The following is a 16,691-nucleotide window of genomic DNA, read 5'->3' on the forward strand; positions in this document are numbered from 1 at the left end:
GGGTAAAGTTTTCAGACCGCCCCCACGGCGACCGTGTTGCATGGAGACCCGGCCCCAATGAATCGCGACCCTGCCCCGCATCATCCGCTCGTGCAGCGCCTGCACGACGCGCGTCAAGTCACTGATGACCTGTTTGCAATCGTCAAACCCGACTACCTCTATGAACGGCCGATCCGCGAGCGTCACCGTGTCGTGTTCTATATCGGCCATCTCGAAGCGTTCGATCGCAATCTGTTCGACCAGCGTCTGTTCGATCTGCCGGCTTTCGCACCGGAACTCGACCAGCTGTTCGCATTCGGCATCGATCCGGTAGACGGCGGCTTTCCCACCGATCAGCCCAGCGATTGGCCGTCGCTCGACGCCGTGGGCGAGTATGCGATGCGCGCGCGCCGCCAGATCGACGCCGCGCTCGACGAACTCGGCAACCCGGTGGGCGATGAAGCGGCCGTGCAGTTGCTGAACGTCGCGATCGAGCATCGGTTGATGCACGCGGAAACGCTCGCGTACATGCTCCATCAGTTGCCGCTCGCGCAGAAAAACACCGCATTGCGCGAACCGGTGGTGACGCGCACGGAGCGGCGCGACGGGTTATCGTCGATGGTCCGCGTGCCCGCCGGCACGACCGTGCTCGGCATGCCGCGCGAGGCCGGCCGTTTCGGCTGGGACAATGAATTCGGCGAGATGGGCGTGGAGGTGCCCGCGTTCGAGATCGATCGATACATGGTCACGAACGGTGCGTTCCTCGAGTTCCTCGAAGACGGCGGTTATCGCGAGCCGAAGTGGTGGTCGCCGAAAGACTGGGCGTGGAAGGAAGCGGAGTGCATCGAGCATCCGGCCGGCTGGTCGCAACGCACGTCGGAAGACGGCCGCACCGCATGGACGCTGCGCACGATGTTCGACGACGTGCCGTTGCCGCTTGACTGGCCCGTCTACGTGAGCCACGCCGAAGCGAGCGCCTACGCGCGCTGGGCCGGCAAAGCCCTGCCGACAGAGGCGCAATGGCAACGCGCGGCGCACGGCGCGCCGCACGCGGCATCGGGGAATTTCGATTTCCGCAGCTGGGACCCACTGCCCGTCGATGCGCATCCGGACAACGTCAGCACGTTCGGTGCGGAAGGTCAGTTCGGCAACGGTTGGGAATGGACCTCGACGCTATTCGCAGCGCTGCCGGGGTTCGAAGCGTTTCCGTTCTATCCCGGCTATTCGGCCAACTTCTTCGATGGACAGCATTACGTGCTGAAGGGCGGCTCGGCGCGTACGGCGCTGTGCATGCTGCGGCCGGAATTTCGCAACTGGTTTCAGCCGCACTATCAGTATGTGTATGCGGGGTTTCGGTGTGTGCGGGGTTGATCTATAAAGCGATAGCTGACGCGAAATCTTGACTATCGCTTTACTGTCAACCCACTCATCTATCGGTTAGTTTGTTGTTTACGCTTCTATCTCCAATGTTCCCTCGACGCGCTCACGCACACAGTTTCTCGAGCGGCGTCGAAACCCACTGAAACAGGCGATCCGACGGGTCCAACCAACGTTGCCATCCACTGGACGGATAGAGCCGGAATCAGCCTCGCAGACCGCTCTGGGGTGGACGTGTCGGGAAAGTAGCATCAGCACGAGTAAGCCCTCGTTGCGATGAGGATGGTCCTCCTCACCAGTGAATAGGGCTTTGCGGATCACGTTGACGGCTCACGCTATACCAATGTCAGCAGGGCGTTATTCATTCCGAGCGCGGAACGCCCTTGTCAGTACTCGGCCTGTCTATCTCAGCGGGGTTGAAGCTAACGCGGATCTGCTCGCCTTCGTGCACAGCTAACGTTTAGCATAGGCCCGCTTCGGCGGGATTTTCGGTGCGGCAATGGTTTCGATCGGCCGCTCGACACCGTTGTCCCCGTCAGGTCTCAGTTGTTCGACTTGGATGCGCCATTCATGGACAATCTGGATCAGGATTCCTTGATCCAGTGTCCCCAATGTTCTTCGTCGAGATAAACCCGATGATTCCACTCCACCGTAATCCGGCTTTTTACCAACTGCTTTCCGACAGTTACGCCCGGCTAGTCGGTCACCGGCTGGTTCCGCACGTCATGTCCGTTATTGAAGCGACCGAATGGCTCTATGAACATGCCCCATTCGCGGTACTCGCGCACAATACCGATCCAGACCCGGTCTTTATTTACGGCAACAAGGCCGCACAGCGCCGCTTTGGATATAGCTGGAATGAAATCACCAGGTTGCCGTCCCGGCTTTCCGCCGAGGCCCCGAATCGTGAAGAACGGCAGCAATTCCTCGAACGCGTGCAGCGGCTCGGCTACGAGACGAACTACAGGGGCGTGCGTGTTACCAAGTCTGGCGAGCGCTTCATCATCGAGCAAGCCACACTGTGGCAGCTACTCGACGCGGACGGCACACTGCACGGCCAGGCGGTGGTCATCCCGCGCACGCGCGACATCTGATCGCGCGAAGAACTGTGTGGAATGCACGATCGTGTATGGCACGCCCGAATCGCGAATGAGTTTTTCCTGCACGATCTTGGCGCGCGGAAATAGCCGCTTTGCGAAAGCCGGTCGGTGCCAACGACAGAAGGCGCGACCTGATGCCGGACACCGGCCTCGATTTCCGCCGCGAACAGATTGCGGCCCGATGTTTCGAAGAAGGCCAAAACGGCGTTGTCCTTGAATTGGCGAGATCGACGACGACGTCGCACCCCTCGAGCGCCTCGCGCAGTCCTTTGGTGGTGAGCGTATTCACGCCGGTTGCCGGCGAAGCCGCGACGGCGGTATGACCGCGCTCGCGAAGATTCTTCACCACTTGCTGCCGATAAGTCTCGTACCGCCAATGACGATGATCTTCATGTAGTTTCTCCGTGCGATATTGCCTCTACAGATTTCCGCCGCGCGTGGCGCCATATTCGGCGTGCGCGGCGACGGCGGTCCATCCACGAGCGATCTTACGTACGCGCTGCTTCCTGCGGTAGGTCGTTGCCGGCAACCACATTGTTGCGTGCGGAACATCAATCAACAGGGCTTCGATTGTTGCCGTTCGGACAACACGGTGAACGCATTCGCGATACTACTGACGTTCGCCCGCCTAACTAAAATCGCTCACACCGCGGAAGTGGAGTTCTGGAAAAATCCGGACTTCAGCAAGACGGTGATGCCGGAATCGGTTCCTCCCGCCCTTCGCAAGGCTGCGCGTCATCACCTAGGCATTGCCCCGATCATCGTTATTTCTACAATACCCCATCCGAACAGAATGAAGGCAAAGTACTTACGCGCGCTTGTTGGGCCGGCCAAGAAAATAAATTGCTGGAAACCTCAAAAAACACGTAACCTATAAAGAACATGCCTGCGGCTAAACTCCCCGCCGCACATTTAGATCTTAATGCACTCATCGGAAAAGACATTTCGAGATGGAACTGATTCAGAAAATAGCATCGGCTTATAAGTCGGGCGGCACCCGAAACTTGCTAAGACGTGCCTTTAGTTACATTGATACTCGCGCTCGCTTGAAGCTCTTCAGTGCAGCGCCACCGTTTCTCGGAAAACCAAAGAATGATTCAGCCGTAAAGATTCTTGCGAAGCAGGCAGGGGACGAACAATCAATCGAGATGCTGATGTGGCTTGTTCCCAATCTCAATTCGCTGAAATCGGATGATCAGTTGACCATTGCGGTCCCAAACTACTGGAAAAAGGTATTTGGGATGGTTCGTCCGTTGTTGCTGAACGGCAGGCTGAAGCTGTGTCCTATCGGAGAATATTCTCCGCAGGTGCGCTTGATGGTAATCAACCGGGCAATGTTGAATCAGGTTCCGCCACAGTACGCAGAGAGGATCGCGCAGATGCAAGTCCCGTTTGCGAATGGCGCGTATATCGTTATTGCCGACAGGAGTCTCCGCCTCAGTACGGTGCCCAATCCCGAGTCACCGAGGCAACTCGCGGAGCAAGTGGCGGACAACAAGGCACCGGGCGACGTAGTCATCGTAAGCAGGTACGGTTTTCAGTTTGCGGTGCGAACCGGCACAATGGATGAGGGTATTGTCGATGAGGTAAGGTCCGAATATCTCGACCAACTGTCAGGAATCGACTTCCATGGCACTACCGTACTCGATCTCGGCGGTCATATCGGTTCGTTCTCTATCCAGGTCAGTGCGCTGTTGAAACAGCCCATGCAGATAATCATTGTCGAGCCGGCACCTCGTAATGCCGAGTTGATTCGGAAGAACATCGGCCTCAACCAGCTCCAATCTTCGATCGAGCTGAAGGAGATGGCAGTGTCTTCGGCGTCTGGCGTGGGCACGCTGTTTATTAGCTCCGACAACACTGGTGGAAATAAGCTGAACATGGTCGAGCATTCCTCAGCGGAGACAGTCGAGGTCCCCGTAACGGATTTTCCGACGCTACTGCGGGGCTTTTCGTCGGAAATCCTGGATTTGTTGAAGATTGATGTCGAAGGCTCGGAGCATGCCATTTTGTTTCCGCACGGCCGACTGTTGTCACAGAAGGTTCGCGTGATCGTTGGCGAGGCAGGTGGATCTGATAGGGGTGACGGTTTGGCATTTTTGCGGTTCCTCGAGCAAAACGGCTTTACCGTGAGCCATAAAGGCAACGAATCCCAGTTGATTTTTCTGGCGGTTAACAAGCATCTCAACTAGTGGTTGCCGCTGCGCACAGACGTAATGGCGCTCTACTCGATCGCGCTGCCTGGCACGACGTGTACTGGGACACCGATGCCACGACCGCTACGTTATCCATTCCGTTATCATTTCGCAAACATGCGCGGCATTTGCCGTTATCCCATATGTAGTCTCCAACCTTTTCCCCGTCATTGCGGGGACGCGCTCTGAAGTCAGCGATGAAAGTCGATCTAGCCACCCTATACCTTCTCGTGATTGGAACCTTATTAGCCAGTTCCGCGATGATGTATTGGGAACACTTGTCTCATCCGAAGCGCAGCAAGGAATTGCGAACGCTGGCGATCGGCTACGCCACCCTTGGACTGGGTTGCGCGGCCGCCTTGTTTCGGGTTCAACTGCTCGGCGCCGCTGGCCCGGCAGTGAGTAATCTCGTGATTCTCACCGGCTATCTGCTCGTCCTCGACGGTGTGGCAATGTTCAACGGCCGGCGCTATCTCGCGAGTTCGATCGGTTTGCTCGTGCTGACGGCGCTCACGTGGACGGTAGCCGGCGTGCGTTGGCAGGCTGCCGTCTGGATGTACGTCAGTGCCATCCCGATCGCGCTGGCTTCCGCCATGACGTCGCTCGAACTGCTGCGAGGCGACGGCATGCCGGCGGTTCAATCCCGGCGCGTCGCCGTGGTGGTCACGGGCATCCACGCGCTGTTTTACGTCACCCGGGCTTTCGTGCTGCCATGGATGGTGTCGATCTTCGGGCCACGCGTGCTGGCTGTCTCCAGCGAAATCACGATGTACGAAGGAGTTCTCTACTCGGTCATTTTGCCGATGACCTTGCTCCGGATGACCCGGGAAGAAATTCATGGTGAACTTTTGCAAGAGTCCCGCACGGATTACCTGACCCGCCTCGGCAATCGAAAGCTGTTTTTCGAAGAGGGCGAGCGGGCCATCAGCGACCACCAGACACATCGACGACCCGTCACGCTCCTCGCGTTCGACCTCGACCACTTCAAGAGAATCAATGACCGCTACGGACACAAGACTGGCGACGAGGTCTTGAGATCATTCGCGGAAACCGTTCGAGCCGTGACGGGCAGAGACGCGATTCTTGCACGCATCGGCGGCGAAGAATTTGCCGCCCTGTTGCCCGGGCACGACAGCGAACGCGCAAGAAAGGTGGGCGAGACCGTTGCCAGCCGGTTCGCTGCAATGTCCCATGGCGCCGACGGCGACCGGATCCGCGCAACCGTCAGCATTGGACTCGCCGAGTCGAGTCGCGAAACGGCTTCCCTCGCCGACCTGCTCTCAGCCGCCGACCAGGCGTTGTATCGAGCCAAGTCGCTAGGCGGCAACCGTCTCGAACGGACGCCAAGGGCTGCGCTCCCTGCCGATAGCTACTCCGCGGATCGAAACCAGATTTGATCGCTCAGTAATGTGGCATGCACCTTCATATCGGTAGTGTTCGTCAAATTTTCGCCAAGGTACGTCAAGGATCGGTGAGAGGTATGCTTAATCGCCCGCTACCGCCCGAGCTCACATCGCCAAACCGCCGCTTGCGCACGTAGGCCCAACAACATGGATGCACCCAAACCCGTCACGCGGCCGACACAGCCAATGCCCCGTCCGGTGCTGGTCTGGGACGCGCCGGTGCGACTGTTTCACTGGCTGGTGGTCGTGCTGGTCGCTGCGGCTTATATCACCCTGAAGCTGAACTGGATCGACTGGCACGTGCGCGTCGGCGAGACGCTGCTCGCCCTGGTTATTTTCCGGCTGCTGTGGGGCTGCTTTGGCAGTGAGACCGCGCGCTTTCGCAGTTTCGTGGCGTCGCCCGCGGCCGCGCTTCGTCATTTGCGCCGGCTGTTTCATCGCGAACCGGATGTGCAGGTCGGCCACAATGCAGCCGGCGGCTGGATGGTTCTATTTCTGCTCGCCTTGCTGCTGACCGAGACGCTGAGCGGGCTCTACGTCAACAACGACATCGCCGACGAAGGCCCGTTGAGCGAACTCGTGCCCGCGTGGCTAGCCAACGCAATCTTGGCGCTGCATGGGGTGGTCTGGTACGTGCTGCTCGCGGCCGTCGCGCTGCATGTGCTCGTGATCGCCGTCTACGCGGTAGCGAAGGGACACAACCTGCTTCGTCCGATGCTGACCGGCTACAAACTGCTGCCCTCGTCCGTGGACGCGCCGCGGCAGGCGCCAGCGCTGCTGGCGCTGCTGCCGCTCGGCGTCGGCGTTGCCGTGGTGATGCTGCTCGCGGCATATCTGTGAGCAAGCCGCGCACCCGATCTCGGGGCGGCTACCGTGCCTGCTTCAGCTTCACTTCGGCGGCGTCACCTGGCCACGAATCTCGCCGTCCGGATTGTTCTTCGTGTGAACGTTGATGTACATCTCACCCGCTTCGAACATCTTGGCTTCGTCCGGAGATAGCGTGGCCTGACCGGTGATCGGGCTCGTCACCTCTGTGGAGCCTTTCTGCGAGATCCAGACTTTTACGCCGGCGTTTTTACCGGCCGGGGCGGGTCCGTGGAAGTGCGCCATCGTGGTCGGACTCGTCAATCCGCTGAAGGTGATGTTCCAGGTGACGACCCGTGTGCTGGCGTCGTACGTGAGTTTGGCGTTGCCGCTGCCCGGAGTTTGCACCGGTGGAACCTGTTGAGCGCCCGTCAAAGGCACCGCGAACGAGACGGGCGCCGCTTGCGCCAGGGTCAGCGTACCCGCTAAGGCCAAACCACCGAACACCATGAAAGCGCGCCGCGTGATGGATCGTGACATCTGGTTTTCTCCTGTTGGGTTTGCCCTTGGTGAACGGGCGATTATTGAAGACTGCAGAAGAGCTCGTCGACGTCGTAGACAGCCGAACAAGTGAGTCAAGCATAGACGCAAGCCGGCCGTTACGCGAAGTTCGCATCAGGCCGAACTCTGGTCAGGGCATGACGACCGCCCCGTTACGTCGACGTCCCACTAGTGTGGACAGCGAGCCGAAAGGAAAACGCTGGGCGAAAATCGTTGAAAAATCGATCCAAAGCGAAAAATTCTTCCGGTACGATATGCGCTTTGCGCGAAGGCAGCGGATGTAACCGGCGCGACCTCGTATTGCGCCAGGCGCCTTCATGGATCACACCCATCGTTACGCTGCCATGTCCATCCCGAACGCGCTAATCGGCATTGCGATTCTGTCCTGCCTGATGAGCGTCGCCGTTCTAGGCTCGCTGTTTCACACTCAGGTTCCGGGGATACGCCGTTGGTGTGTGGCGAGTGGTCTGCTGGCCGTCACGGCCACGCTCCTCCTGTTCCGTAGGTCTGATCTCGTCGTACTGGGCGCGAGCGTATTGCTGCTCGTCGCGTCGCTCCTCGCGATTCACGGCTTCCGGCAATTCTTTCATCGGCCGCCATCGGTAATCTGGGAGTACGGCGCGCTGTGCGCGATCCTGGCGGGACTCGTTTATTGGACTTACGTGTCGCCTGACGTCAGTGCCCGGGGCGCGATGATCTCGGGTTTTCTCGCCTACATCCGATTTGCGATCGCCTGGATCGTGCAACGGTATCGGCCGGCGGGCAGACCGAAATACGGCTACCACTTCGTGGCTGTTGCCGCGGTGTTGGGGGCGGTCGTCCACGCAGCCCGCTGCATCGTATATGGGTCGGGGCTAGCGCATGAATCGGTCTTTCTGGAGGAAACGCCGCTAAACGTCGCATTTCTCGGCATGGCGATACTGACTTTGCCATGCCTGTCGGTCGGCATGGTAATGCTGGCTCATGACCGGCTGGCGGAGCGGATGGAACGCCTCGCCACCATCGACGATCTGACGGGCGCGCTCGGACGGCGCGCTTTCATCGCGCGCGCGGAGGCGCTGTTCGAGTTGGCGAAGGTGGCGAAGTCGAAGCTGTCCATCGCGATCCTGGACATCGATAACTTCAAGGGCATCAATGACCGATACGGGCATGCCGCCGGCGACCAGGCCCTTGCGCATGTTGCCTTGACGATATCGCGCGAACTACGGCAAACCGACGTGCTTGGCCGCATCGGCGGTGAAGAGTTTGCGCTGCTGATGCCACTGACCGGCAAAGACGAAGCGGCCCATCTCACGAACCGGTTGCGCGCACTTGTCGCGGCGTCTATTGCGCGTGCTCCGACCGGTGATGTCGCCTGCACACTCAGCGCTGGCGTCGACGAATTCGGTAATGGCGATACCGTTGCCTCAGTGATGGCGAGAGCCGACACGGCGCTCTATGCAGCGAAAGCCAACGGCAGAAACTGCGTGATGGTTGCAGCATCTTCGCAGCCTGCCGATGGCCTCGTTTCCAGTTTTCCGGCTTAACGAAGGTTCCGCGCTGGGTACTGCCCCTGCAAAAAAACCGGCATGCAGTCGCCCGCATACCGGTCTGTGTTCGGCCCGTCCGCGTCACCGCGAACAGGGCCGTCGCGCTGATTCGCGCTTTACTTGCGCTTCAATTGCGAAATATCGCGCACCGCGCCGCGATCGGCCGAGGTCGCGAGCGCCGCATACGCCTGCAATGCCTGCGACACCACACGCTCGCGATTGGTCGGCTGCCATGCGTCGGCGCCGCGCGCTTCCATCGCCGCACGACGGCGTGCGAGCTCTTCATTCGACACCGCCAGATGCATCTTGCGCTGCGGAATGTCGATCTCGATCACGTCGCCGTCTTCGACCAGACCGATCGTGCCGCCTTCCGCCGCTTCCGGCGACGCATGGCCGATCACGAGACCCGACGAGCCGCCCGAGAAACGGCCATCGGTAAACAGCGCACAGCTCTTGCCGAGGCCCTTCGACTTCAGATACGAAGTCGGGTACAGCATTTCCTGCATGCCAGGACCGCCCTTCGGACCTTCGTAGCGGATCACCACGACGTCGCCCGGCACGACCTTGTCACCGAGAATCGCATCGACCGCGTCGTCCTGGCTTTCGAACACGCGCGCGCGGCCCGAGAACAGCCACTGCGATTCGTCGACACCCGCGGTCTTCACGATACAGCCCTTCTCCGCGAGGTTGCCGTACAGCACCGCGAGGCCGCCGTCCTTCGAATACGCGTTTTCCTTGCTGCGGATACAGCCGCTCTTGCGGTCCGTGTCGAGCGTCGCGTAGGTCGCTTCCTGGCTGAACGCGACCGTGGTCGGAATGCCGCCCGGCGCCGCGCGGAAGAACTTCTGCGCTTCGTCGCCCGCGCCGCCGGCGATGTCCCACTTCGCGATCGCGTTGCCGAGCGTGCCGCTATGCACGTTGCCGCACGACAGATCGAGCAGGTCTGCGCGCGCGAGCTCGCCGAGAATACCGATGATGCCGCCCGCGCGATGCACGTCCTCGATGTGGTATTTGTCGGTCATGGGCGCGGCCTTGCACAGGCACGGCACCTTGCGCGAGATGCGGTCGATGTCCGACATCGTGAAATCGACGCCCGCTTCCTGTGCGGCGGCCAGCAGGTGCAGCACGGTGTTGGTCGAGCCGCCCATCGCGACGTCGAGCGTCATCGCGTTTTCGAAGGCCTGCTTCGTGGCGATGCTGCGTGGCAGGACCGAGGCATCCTCTTCCTGATAGTAGCGGCGGCACAGCTCGACGACGAGACTGCCCGCCTGCTCGAACAGCCCCTTGCGCCATGCGTGCGTCGCGACGACCGTACCGTTGCCCGGCAGCGCGAGGCCGATCGCCTCGGTCAGGCAGTTCATCGAATTCGCCGTGAACATGCCCGAGCACGAACCGCAGGTCGGGCACGCGCTGCGCTCGACTTCGGCGACTTCGGCGTCGCTGATCTTCGGATCGGCGGCCTTGATCATCGCGTCGATCAGGTCGATCTTCGCGATCACCTGGCCGTCGGTCGGCGACTTGACCTTGCCCGCTTCCATCGGGCCGCCCGACACGAACACGACCGGAATGTTCAGGCGCATCGCGGCCATCAGCATGCCCGGGGTGATCTTGTCGCAGTTCGAGATGCAGACCATCGCATCCGCGCAGTGCGCGTTGACCATGTACTCGACCGAGTCCGCGATCAGTTCGCGCGACGGCAGCGAATACAGCATGCCGCCGTGACCCATCGCGATGCCGTCATCGACGGCGATCGTGTTGAATTCCTTCGCCACGCCGCCAGCCGCTTCGATCTGCTTCGCGACCAGCGCGCCCAGGTCGCGCAGATGCACGTGGCCCGGCACGAACTGCGTGAACGAGTTCACGACCGCGATGATCGGCTTGCCGAAATCGTCGTCCTTCATGCCGGTCGCGCGCCACAGCGCGCGGGCGCCGGCCATGTTGCGGCCATGAGTCGAAGTGCGTGAGCGATAGTTGGGCATCTGTATCCTCAGGGATTGCTGTTATCGGTTTTGAGCGCCCGCGCGGGCGTGGGGATCGCAGCGCGGAGTCGGCGCTGGAAACGAATAGTGCAAGAACGCCAGTAAGACGTCCAATATATTTTTCCTGCGAGATTAGGTCGCGAAAGATATTAATCGATGAAGCGACCGCTTAGCCGATCTACGCCGCTCGACTTCAGTCGAAGCAAAGGGCCGATGAAGCGATGCTTCATCGGCCCTTCGTGCTTTCAACGCTTTTGACGCGTCTGCGCTCTTACATCTTCACGACGTCGAGCAGCGACTTCTTGCCATCCTTGTAGTCGTACAGCGAGATCACGCCATGCTGAAGGTCGCCCTTCGCGTCGAACGTCGTTTCACCGGTCACGCCCTTGTAGTTGGTGCTCGACACCTTGGCCAGCACCTTCGCCGGATCGGTCGAGTTCGCGCGCTTCATTGCGTCGACGACGATATACACCGCGTCGTACGTGAACGGTGCGTCGAATTCGATCGGATGACCGAAGCGCTTCGTGTACTTCGCCGCGAATTGCGCGCCGCCGTTCATGCGCTCGACGGCCATGCCGGCCTGCGAGCACACCACGTTGCCCGCCGCCGGACCGGCGAGGTCCGCGAGGCTTTCGGTGCACACGCCGTCGCCCGACAGCAACTTCGCGCGCAGGCCCAGCTGACGCGCCTGCTTCGCGAACGGACCGCCGGTCGCGTCCATGCCGCCGTACATGATCGCGTCGGGATTCTCGCCCTTGATCTTGGTCAGGATCGCGCGGAAGTCGACCGCCTTGTCGTTGGTCGCGTCGTGCGAGACGACCTTCAGGCCGAGCGACTTCGCGGTCTTTTCGAATTCGTTCGCGAGACCCTGGCCATAGGCGGTCGAATCGTCGACCACGGCCACGGTCTTCACGTTCAGGGTCTTCGCGGCGTAGGCGGCGAGTGCCGGACCTTGCTGTGCATCGGTCGCGACGACGCGGTAGGTCGTCTTGAAGCCCTGCTGCGTGTAGGCCGGGTTCGTCGACGACGGCGAAATTTGCACGATGCCCGCGTCGCTATAGATCTTCGATGCCGGAATCGACGCGCCCGAGTTCAAGTGGCCGACCACCGCGACGACCTTGTCGTCCACGAGTTTCTGCGCGACCTGGGTTGCCTGGCGCGGGTCGCCCGCGTCGTCCTGCGCGTCGAGCACGAGCGTGACCTTCTGACCGTCGATCGTCAGGCCCTTCGCGTTGATTTCCTCGATCGCGAGGCGCGCGCCGTTTTCATTGTCCTTGCCGAGGTGGGCGGAGCCGCCCGTCAACGGACCGACGTGACCGATCTTGACGACCTGATCCGCATTTGCCGTACCGGCAATGCCCGCGAATGCGACGACTGCCGCGCTGAGCGGCAGCAGTTTGTGAAGCTTGAACGACATACGACACATCTCCTCTTTACTTACCTTGCCAACCGGACGGCTGGGCAATTCGCCAGCTCCGCCATTTTTGGTGCAGCACGATAACGCAAAACCGGCGCAAGCGACAAATTCCCGCGCAATGGGGATTGGCGCGGCGTCAATGAGCGGTCGTTTCGTCGCTCTATTGAAGCGGGAGATTACGCGTTCGATTTGCTGAGGGAATCGTCAGTAAAAGTGACGAAATAAGCGCCAACTCAGCCAATAAAGCTGAATCTCGCGCTTATTCTTCGGCAACGGTACGGAGCAATCAAGGCTTGAAGTCGGCCAGCATCACGCCCTCGCGGATATGCGCGAGAGCGGCCGCCACATAGTCGACGATCGGCGCCGGCGGATGGTCCGGCTTCGCCCACACGAAGCCCGAGCACTTGTGCGGCTCCATGTTCGCCGGTTCTCCTTGCCATGAACGGCACGCGAAAAAGAAGCTGATGCGGTTCGTGTCCGAGTCGCGTCGCATCACGAGCTTGAATTCGAGTTCGCCGGGCGCAATCGTCACGCCCGCTTCTTCTTTCGACTCGCGAATCGCACACTCTTCGATCGATTCGCCAGGTTCGAGATGGCCGGCAATCAGCGCGTACTGGCCGTCCCTGAAACCGGTATTCGCCCGCTGCATGAAAAGGCACTCGCCCTGCCCGTTCAGAAACAGCACGTTCACATCGACGACGCTTTGCATTCGGCTCATTTGCTTGCAGCCATCGTGATGGACTACGCGCGCTGCGCGCTCAGCAGCTTGATGCCGAGCGCGACGAAGACGAGCCCGCTGCCGCGTTTGATCGCCGCGATCCACCGGCTGGGTCCGACGCGCTTATGGATACCTTGCACGCCGAGCGAATAAATGGTGTGTACGAGCGCGACGGTGACCGAGATCGTCAGATACATCACGATGAACTGCTCCGGCAGGCCGCGCTCGTGGTCGATGAATTGCGGCATGAACGCCGAAAGAAAGATCATCGTCTTCGGATTGCTGCCCGACACGAGCAAGGCTTCGCGGAACACTTTGCTGCGCTCGAACGTATGAGTGGGCGATGCGACGCCCGTGGGCTGCGCGGCTTGCGCTGCCTGCCTGTTGCCGCCGCCGCGCAGTTGCCTGATGCCGAGATACATCAGATAACCCGCGCCAAGCACTTTCATCGCGACGAAGAGCGGCGGCAGCGTCGTCAATACCGCGCCGACACCGAGCGCCACGAGCGCGACGACGACTCCTTGCGCGAGCAGATTGCCGGCAACGCTCGCGGCCGCGCCGCGGCTTCCATAGCGAACCGAGTTGCGGATCACCAGCAGAACGTTCGGTCCCGGCGAAATGGTGGTGAGCAGATAGGCAGCGGCGAAAAGCAACCAGGTATGGAATGACATGGCAGGTCCGGGAGTTCGTTGTGATTGGATCCCAACAGACCAGACATGATGACACGGAAAAAAAACGCCGCGACCGGCGTCATCGCGCGGACCTCCTGAAGCGGCGTTCGATACGCGACTGCATCACTTCGAGCACCATCGACAGCAGCCAGTAAATCACCGACGCGCTGATCAGCATCTCCATGTGACGGAATTCGCGCTGCCCTTCGGTGGTCGCGACATAGGTCAGCTCCCACACACCGACGACGGATACCAGCGAACTATCCTTCAGCATCGCGATGAACTGATTGCCGGTCGGAGGAATGATCACACGCAGAGCCTGCGGCAGAATCACGAGCCGCATCATCATGCCGTGGCTGAGACCGAGCGCGCGTGCCGCATCCCACTTCCCTTTCGGAATGCTTTGAATGCCGGCGCGAAAGATCTCGGTCATATAGGCCCCATAGCACGACGACAAAGCGGCCACGCCAGCGGGAATCGGATCGACGACGCAAGCGGCGCAATCGCGCGCCCCGCCTCAACGTTTCGAGGCCGTCACCAGTTGCAGCGGCGTCTCGATCACCCTCGACAGCTCGCGCTGCTTGCGTCGCTCGGTCACCGCCTTTAATGCGAAGTCGATGCCGAACACGGTCTGGCGGTCGGCGAACTGGTTCATCGTCGCGAGCACGCGGCCGTCGGCGAGCAGCGGCTTGATCGCATCGATCGCGTCGTAGCCGGTGACGTAGACACCGCCGCCACGGCCCGCGTCGCGAATCGCGTCGACCGCGCCCATCGCCATGTTGTCGTTGCCGCATAACAGCGCGCGAAGCTGCGGATGCTCGGCCAGCATCTTCGCGGCCACGTCGCGGCCCTTGCCGTATTCCCAGTTACCCGACTCGACCGCGACGACCTGCACCTTCGCCGCATCCATCGCGTCGCGGCTGCCGGCCGTGCGCTGCTGCGCATTGCTGCTCACCGAAATGCCTTCGATGATGCCGACCTGATCGCCGGGCTTCAGCCGCGTGGCCAGATACTGGCCGACCTGCTTCGCGCCGCTGCGATTGTTCGGCCCGACGAACGGCACCGAGATGCCGGCGGCCGCCTGCGTCGCGTCGTCGAGCGGGTTGTCGATCGTGATCGTGATGATGCCGGCCTTGATCGCACGTGCAATCACCGGGATCAGCGCCTTCGAGTCGGTCGGCGCGATCACGATCGCGTTCATCTTCGCCCTGATCATCTCGTCGACCATGCGGATCTGCGCGGCGGTGTCGGTCTGCCTGGCCGTGCCGCGAATCGTCAGGCTGAATTGCGACGAGAAGTGCTGCTGGTAATTGCGCGCGGCGTCGACCATCGCGACCGTGAACGGGTCCGACATCGATTTGAGCACGAGCGCGATCTTCGGCTTCGCGCCGGGCGGTACCTGGGCATGGGCATCGTCCGCGAATCGCGCGACGCCGGTGAGACCGGTTGCTGCCAGCGCGCCCGCGAGCAGCACGCGGCGGCGCATGTTCTGCGTCATGGCTTGACTCCTTCGCGGAGGTGCCGGTTGCGGACGGACTGGTTGCCGATGTGCCGATCGAACGACGCGACGCTGGCGACGATTTCGTCGAACAGCGGCCGGCTGTCGATGTCTTCGCTCAGACAACGCGTCTTCAACGCGGCCAGTTGCCCGGCGATGTCCGCTTGCGCGTCGCAACGCTCCAGCAGTTCTTCGAGCAGACAGCCGTACGCCCTCACTTCGAGCCGCTGCAACGCGATAGCGAGCTCGCGATCGCCGGCATCGAAAAACGACGCCGCGCCGAAATCGCCGAGCAGCGCGCGCCCCGCGCCGCCGTGCAGGATATTGTGCGCGTACAGATCGCCATGCATTACGCCACGCCGATGCAGATGACTCGCGACCTTCGCGATGCCGCTCGCGATACCGAGCACCGTCTCGAGGTCGAAGCACGCGTCGTCGCGATAGATATCGCGGGTGCACGATGCGAGGCTCGGCGGACCGGCCAGACTGGCGAAGCGCGGATCGATCAATCCCATCACGAGGCCATGCGTGTCCGACGGATGCCCGATCACCTTGCCGAGCACGGGAATCAGGTTCGCATGTTCGCCGCCGCGAATGCAAGCAGCCATTTCGCAGTCGGGCAAACCGTCGCTCGTCACCGCGCCCTTGAACAGCTTGACGGCGACCGCACGCGGCGCGGGTTCGTGGTCCGCGTGCAGCGCCGCGCGATAGATGACGCCCGATGCGCCCTCGCCCAGCGGCCGTTCGAGCCGCAACGCATCCCAGCGAATGCCGCTGATCGGTGTGTCGATGAGCGCCGCCCGTTCGAGCGCCGCGTCGAACGGATTGCCCGCATACGCGAGCCACGCAAGCCGCGGCAGACGCAGCAACCAATGCGGTAACGCGTCGAACCGATTCGCCGCGAGCCGCAGCAGTTCGAGCCGCGTGCATGCGGCCAGTTCCTCGGGCAGCGCGCGCAGCCGGTTGCCGGCGAGCATCAGCTTCTGCAGTTGCGTGCAGCGGCCGAGTTCCGCGGGCAAGCTTTCGATGTCGTTGTCGGTCAGAATCAGCCAACGCAACAGCGGCGGCAGCGCGCTCGCCGGCACCTCGCGGATGCGATTCGACTTGAAGCCGATCATGCTCAGTTGCGCGCATTCGCCGAGCACACCGGGCAGTTCGGTGAACGGGTTGTTGGATGCGAACAGGATGCGCAGTTTGCGCAGGCGCGGCAGATCGTCGGGCAGCGTCGTCAGTGCATTGTTCGACAGGTCGAGCACTTCGAGCGTATCGACGAGATCGAAAATCTCCCGCGGAAATTCGCTGAGACCGCACGCGAGTTTGAGTTCGCGCGTACCCGCCAGTTGCCCGGCCCGCAGTTGTTCTAAAGTCGTGGTCACAGTCGTGGGAAAGAAGATCGGGTAGCGCGCGCAGCGCGTCGTACCGAAGCTATCGATTTTACTGAGTCAAAGGCCATCTGGGGT

Annotated in this window: 15 protein-coding genes and 1 pseudogene; 7 read left to right on the forward strand and 9 right to left on the reverse strand. The window is 61.3% G+C overall.

All coding sequences use genetic code 11. The features are described from left to right. Positions 1–57: 57 nt before the first annotated feature. Positions 58–1,350, forward strand: a complete 1,293-nt coding sequence (locus G5S42_RS10635) for an SUMF1/EgtB/PvdO family nonheme iron enzyme (protein WP_176106712.1) — start codon at positions 58–60, stop codon at positions 1,348–1,350. Between the two features lie 641 nt (positions 1,351–1,991). Beyond that, positions 1,992–2,450, forward strand: coding sequence for an MEKHLA domain-containing protein (locus G5S42_RS10640; protein ID WP_176110466.1), 459 nt, complete (start codon positions 1,992–1,994; stop codon positions 2,448–2,450). 6 nt (positions 2,451–2,456) lie between these two features. Here the strand turns inward: G5S42_RS10640 and G5S42_RS44235 are convergent. Beyond that, positions 2,457–2,849: pseudogene (locus G5S42_RS44235) on the reverse strand (SDR family oxidoreductase); the annotation flags it as partial. Positions 2,850–3,048: 199 nt separating this feature from the next. Between G5S42_RS44235 and G5S42_RS10650 the strand changes: the two are divergent. The 4 genes from G5S42_RS10650 to G5S42_RS10665 all read left to right on the forward strand — a co-directional run bounded on the left by G5S42_RS10650 (position 3,049) and on the right by G5S42_RS10665 (position 6,894). Next, the gene (locus G5S42_RS10650) at positions 3,049–3,333 is read left to right on the forward strand and encodes a hypothetical protein (RefSeq protein WP_176104966.1); all 285 of its coding nucleotides are present in this window, start codon (positions 3,049–3,051) and stop codon (positions 3,331–3,333) included. Positions 3,334–3,406: 73 nt separating this feature from the next. Then, positions 3,407–4,648 carry an FkbM family methyltransferase gene (locus tag G5S42_RS10655; RefSeq protein ID WP_246391928.1) on the forward strand — a complete coding sequence of 414 codons (1,242 nt, stop codon included), beginning with the start codon at positions 3,407–3,409 and terminating at the stop codon, positions 4,646–4,648. 200 nt (positions 4,649–4,848) lie between these two features. Beyond that, positions 4,849–6,048: a GGDEF domain-containing protein gene (locus G5S42_RS10660; RefSeq protein ID WP_176106714.1), complete on the forward strand. Its 1,200-nt coding sequence runs from the start codon at positions 4,849–4,851 to the stop codon at positions 6,046–6,048. A gap of 153 nt (positions 6,049–6,201) precedes the next feature. After that, complete coding sequence (locus tag G5S42_RS10665) at positions 6,202–6,894, forward strand: cytochrome b/b6 domain-containing protein (RefSeq protein ID WP_176106715.1); 693 nt, start codon at positions 6,202–6,204, stop codon at positions 6,892–6,894. A 48-nt stretch (positions 6,895–6,942) separates the two neighbouring features. Here the strand turns inward: G5S42_RS10665 and G5S42_RS10670 are convergent, their stop codons facing one another. Further along, entirely contained in the window at positions 6,943–7,398 is a 456-nt protein-coding gene (locus G5S42_RS10670; protein ID WP_176106716.1) for a CHRD domain-containing protein, read from the reverse strand. A gap of 338 nt (positions 7,399–7,736) precedes the next feature. Between G5S42_RS10670 and G5S42_RS10675 the strand changes: the two genes are divergently transcribed. Continuing rightward, positions 7,737–8,945, forward strand: a complete 1,209-nt coding sequence (locus tag G5S42_RS10675) for a GGDEF domain-containing protein (protein ID WP_176106717.1) — start codon at positions 7,737–7,739, stop codon at positions 8,943–8,945. Between the two features lie 119 nt (positions 8,946–9,064). Here G5S42_RS10675 and ilvD read toward each other — a convergent pair whose 3' ends face one another. The 7 genes from ilvD to G5S42_RS10710 all read right to left on the reverse strand — a co-directional run bounded on the left by ilvD (position 9,065) and on the right by G5S42_RS10710 (position 16,607). Further along, the gene (gene ilvD, locus G5S42_RS10680; RefSeq protein WP_176106718.1) at positions 9,065–10,927 is read right to left on the reverse strand and encodes a dihydroxy-acid dehydratase; all 1,863 of its coding nucleotides are present in this window, start codon (positions 10,925–10,927) and stop codon (positions 9,065–9,067) included. Between the two features lie 271 nt (positions 10,928–11,198). Then, positions 11,199–12,344 carry a branched-chain amino acid ABC transporter substrate-binding protein gene (locus G5S42_RS10685; RefSeq protein ID WP_176106719.1) on the reverse strand — a complete coding sequence of 382 codons (1,146 nt, stop codon included), beginning with the start codon at positions 12,342–12,344 and terminating at the stop codon, positions 11,199–11,201. Positions 12,345–12,630: 286 nt separating this feature from the next. Then, complete coding sequence (locus tag G5S42_RS10690; RefSeq protein WP_176106720.1) at positions 12,631–13,062, reverse strand: NUDIX hydrolase; 432 nt, start codon at positions 13,060–13,062, stop codon at positions 12,631–12,633. A 23-nt stretch (positions 13,063–13,085) separates the two neighbouring features. After that, a complete protein-coding gene (locus G5S42_RS10695; RefSeq protein WP_176106721.1) occupies positions 13,086–13,733 on the reverse strand; it encodes a LysE family translocator in 648 nt (215 codons plus the stop codon). A gap of 79 nt (positions 13,734–13,812) precedes the next feature. Continuing rightward, positions 13,813–14,199 carry an amino acid ABC transporter permease gene (locus tag G5S42_RS10700; RefSeq protein WP_312883555.1) on the reverse strand — a complete coding sequence of 129 codons (387 nt, stop codon included), beginning with the start codon at positions 14,197–14,199 and terminating at the stop codon, positions 13,813–13,815. A gap of 51 nt (positions 14,200–14,250) precedes the next feature. Further along, entirely contained in the window at positions 14,251–15,231 is a 981-nt protein-coding gene (locus tag G5S42_RS10705) for a substrate-binding domain-containing protein (RefSeq protein WP_176106723.1), read from the reverse strand. Further along, on the reverse strand, positions 15,228–16,607 hold the full coding sequence (locus G5S42_RS10710; RefSeq protein ID WP_176106724.1) for a leucine-rich repeat-containing protein kinase family protein: 1,380 nt from the start codon (positions 16,605–16,607) through the stop codon (positions 15,228–15,230). Before G5S42_RS10710 ends, G5S42_RS10705 begins: the two co-directional genes overlap by 4 nt. Between the last annotated feature and the right edge of the window lie 84 nt (positions 16,608–16,691).

Origin of the sequence: Paraburkholderia youngii (genome assembly GCF_013366925.1) — a bacterium.
Taxonomy (GTDB): domain Bacteria; phylum Pseudomonadota; class Gammaproteobacteria; order Burkholderiales; family Burkholderiaceae; genus Paraburkholderia; species Paraburkholderia youngii.

Excerpts from the sequence above, each read along its gene's own strand:
- G5S42_RS10635 (WP_176106712.1), top strand. The coding sequence starts at position 58 with ATGAATCGCGACCCTGCCCCGCATCATCCGCTCGTGCAGCGCCTGCAC.
- G5S42_RS10640 (WP_176110466.1), top strand. The coding sequence starts at position 1,992 with ATGATTCCACTCCACCGTAATCCGGCTTTTTACCAACTGCTTTCCGAC.
- G5S42_RS10655 (WP_246391928.1), top strand. The coding sequence starts at position 3,407 with ATGGAACTGATTCAGAAAATAGCATCGGCTTATAAGTCGGGCGGCACC.
- G5S42_RS10660 (WP_176106714.1), top strand. The coding sequence starts at position 4,849 with ATGAAAGTCGATCTAGCCACCCTATACCTTCTCGTGATTGGAACCTTA.
- G5S42_RS10665 (WP_176106715.1), top strand. The coding sequence starts at position 6,202 with ATGGATGCACCCAAACCCGTCACGCGGCCGACACAGCCAATGCCCCGT.
- G5S42_RS10670 (WP_176106716.1), bottom strand. The coding sequence starts at position 7,398 with ATGTCACGATCCATCACGCGGCGCGCTTTCATGGTGTTCGGTGGTTTG.
- G5S42_RS10675 (WP_176106717.1), top strand. The coding sequence starts at position 7,737 with ATGGATCACACCCATCGTTACGCTGCCATGTCCATCCCGAACGCGCTA.
- ilvD (WP_176106718.1), bottom strand. The coding sequence starts at position 10,927 with ATGCCCAACTATCGCTCACGCACTTCGACTCATGGCCGCAACATGGCC.
- G5S42_RS10685 (WP_176106719.1), bottom strand. The coding sequence starts at position 12,344 with ATGTCGTTCAAGCTTCACAAACTGCTGCCGCTCAGCGCGGCAGTCGTC.
- G5S42_RS10690 (WP_176106720.1), bottom strand. The coding sequence starts at position 13,062 with ATGAGCCGAATGCAAAGCGTCGTCGATGTGAACGTGCTGTTTCTGAAC.
- G5S42_RS10695 (WP_176106721.1), bottom strand. The coding sequence starts at position 13,733 with ATGTCATTCCATACCTGGTTGCTTTTCGCCGCTGCCTATCTGCTCACC.
- G5S42_RS10705 (WP_176106723.1), bottom strand. The coding sequence starts at position 15,231 with ATGACGCAGAACATGCGCCGCCGCGTGCTGCTCGCGGGCGCGCTGGCA.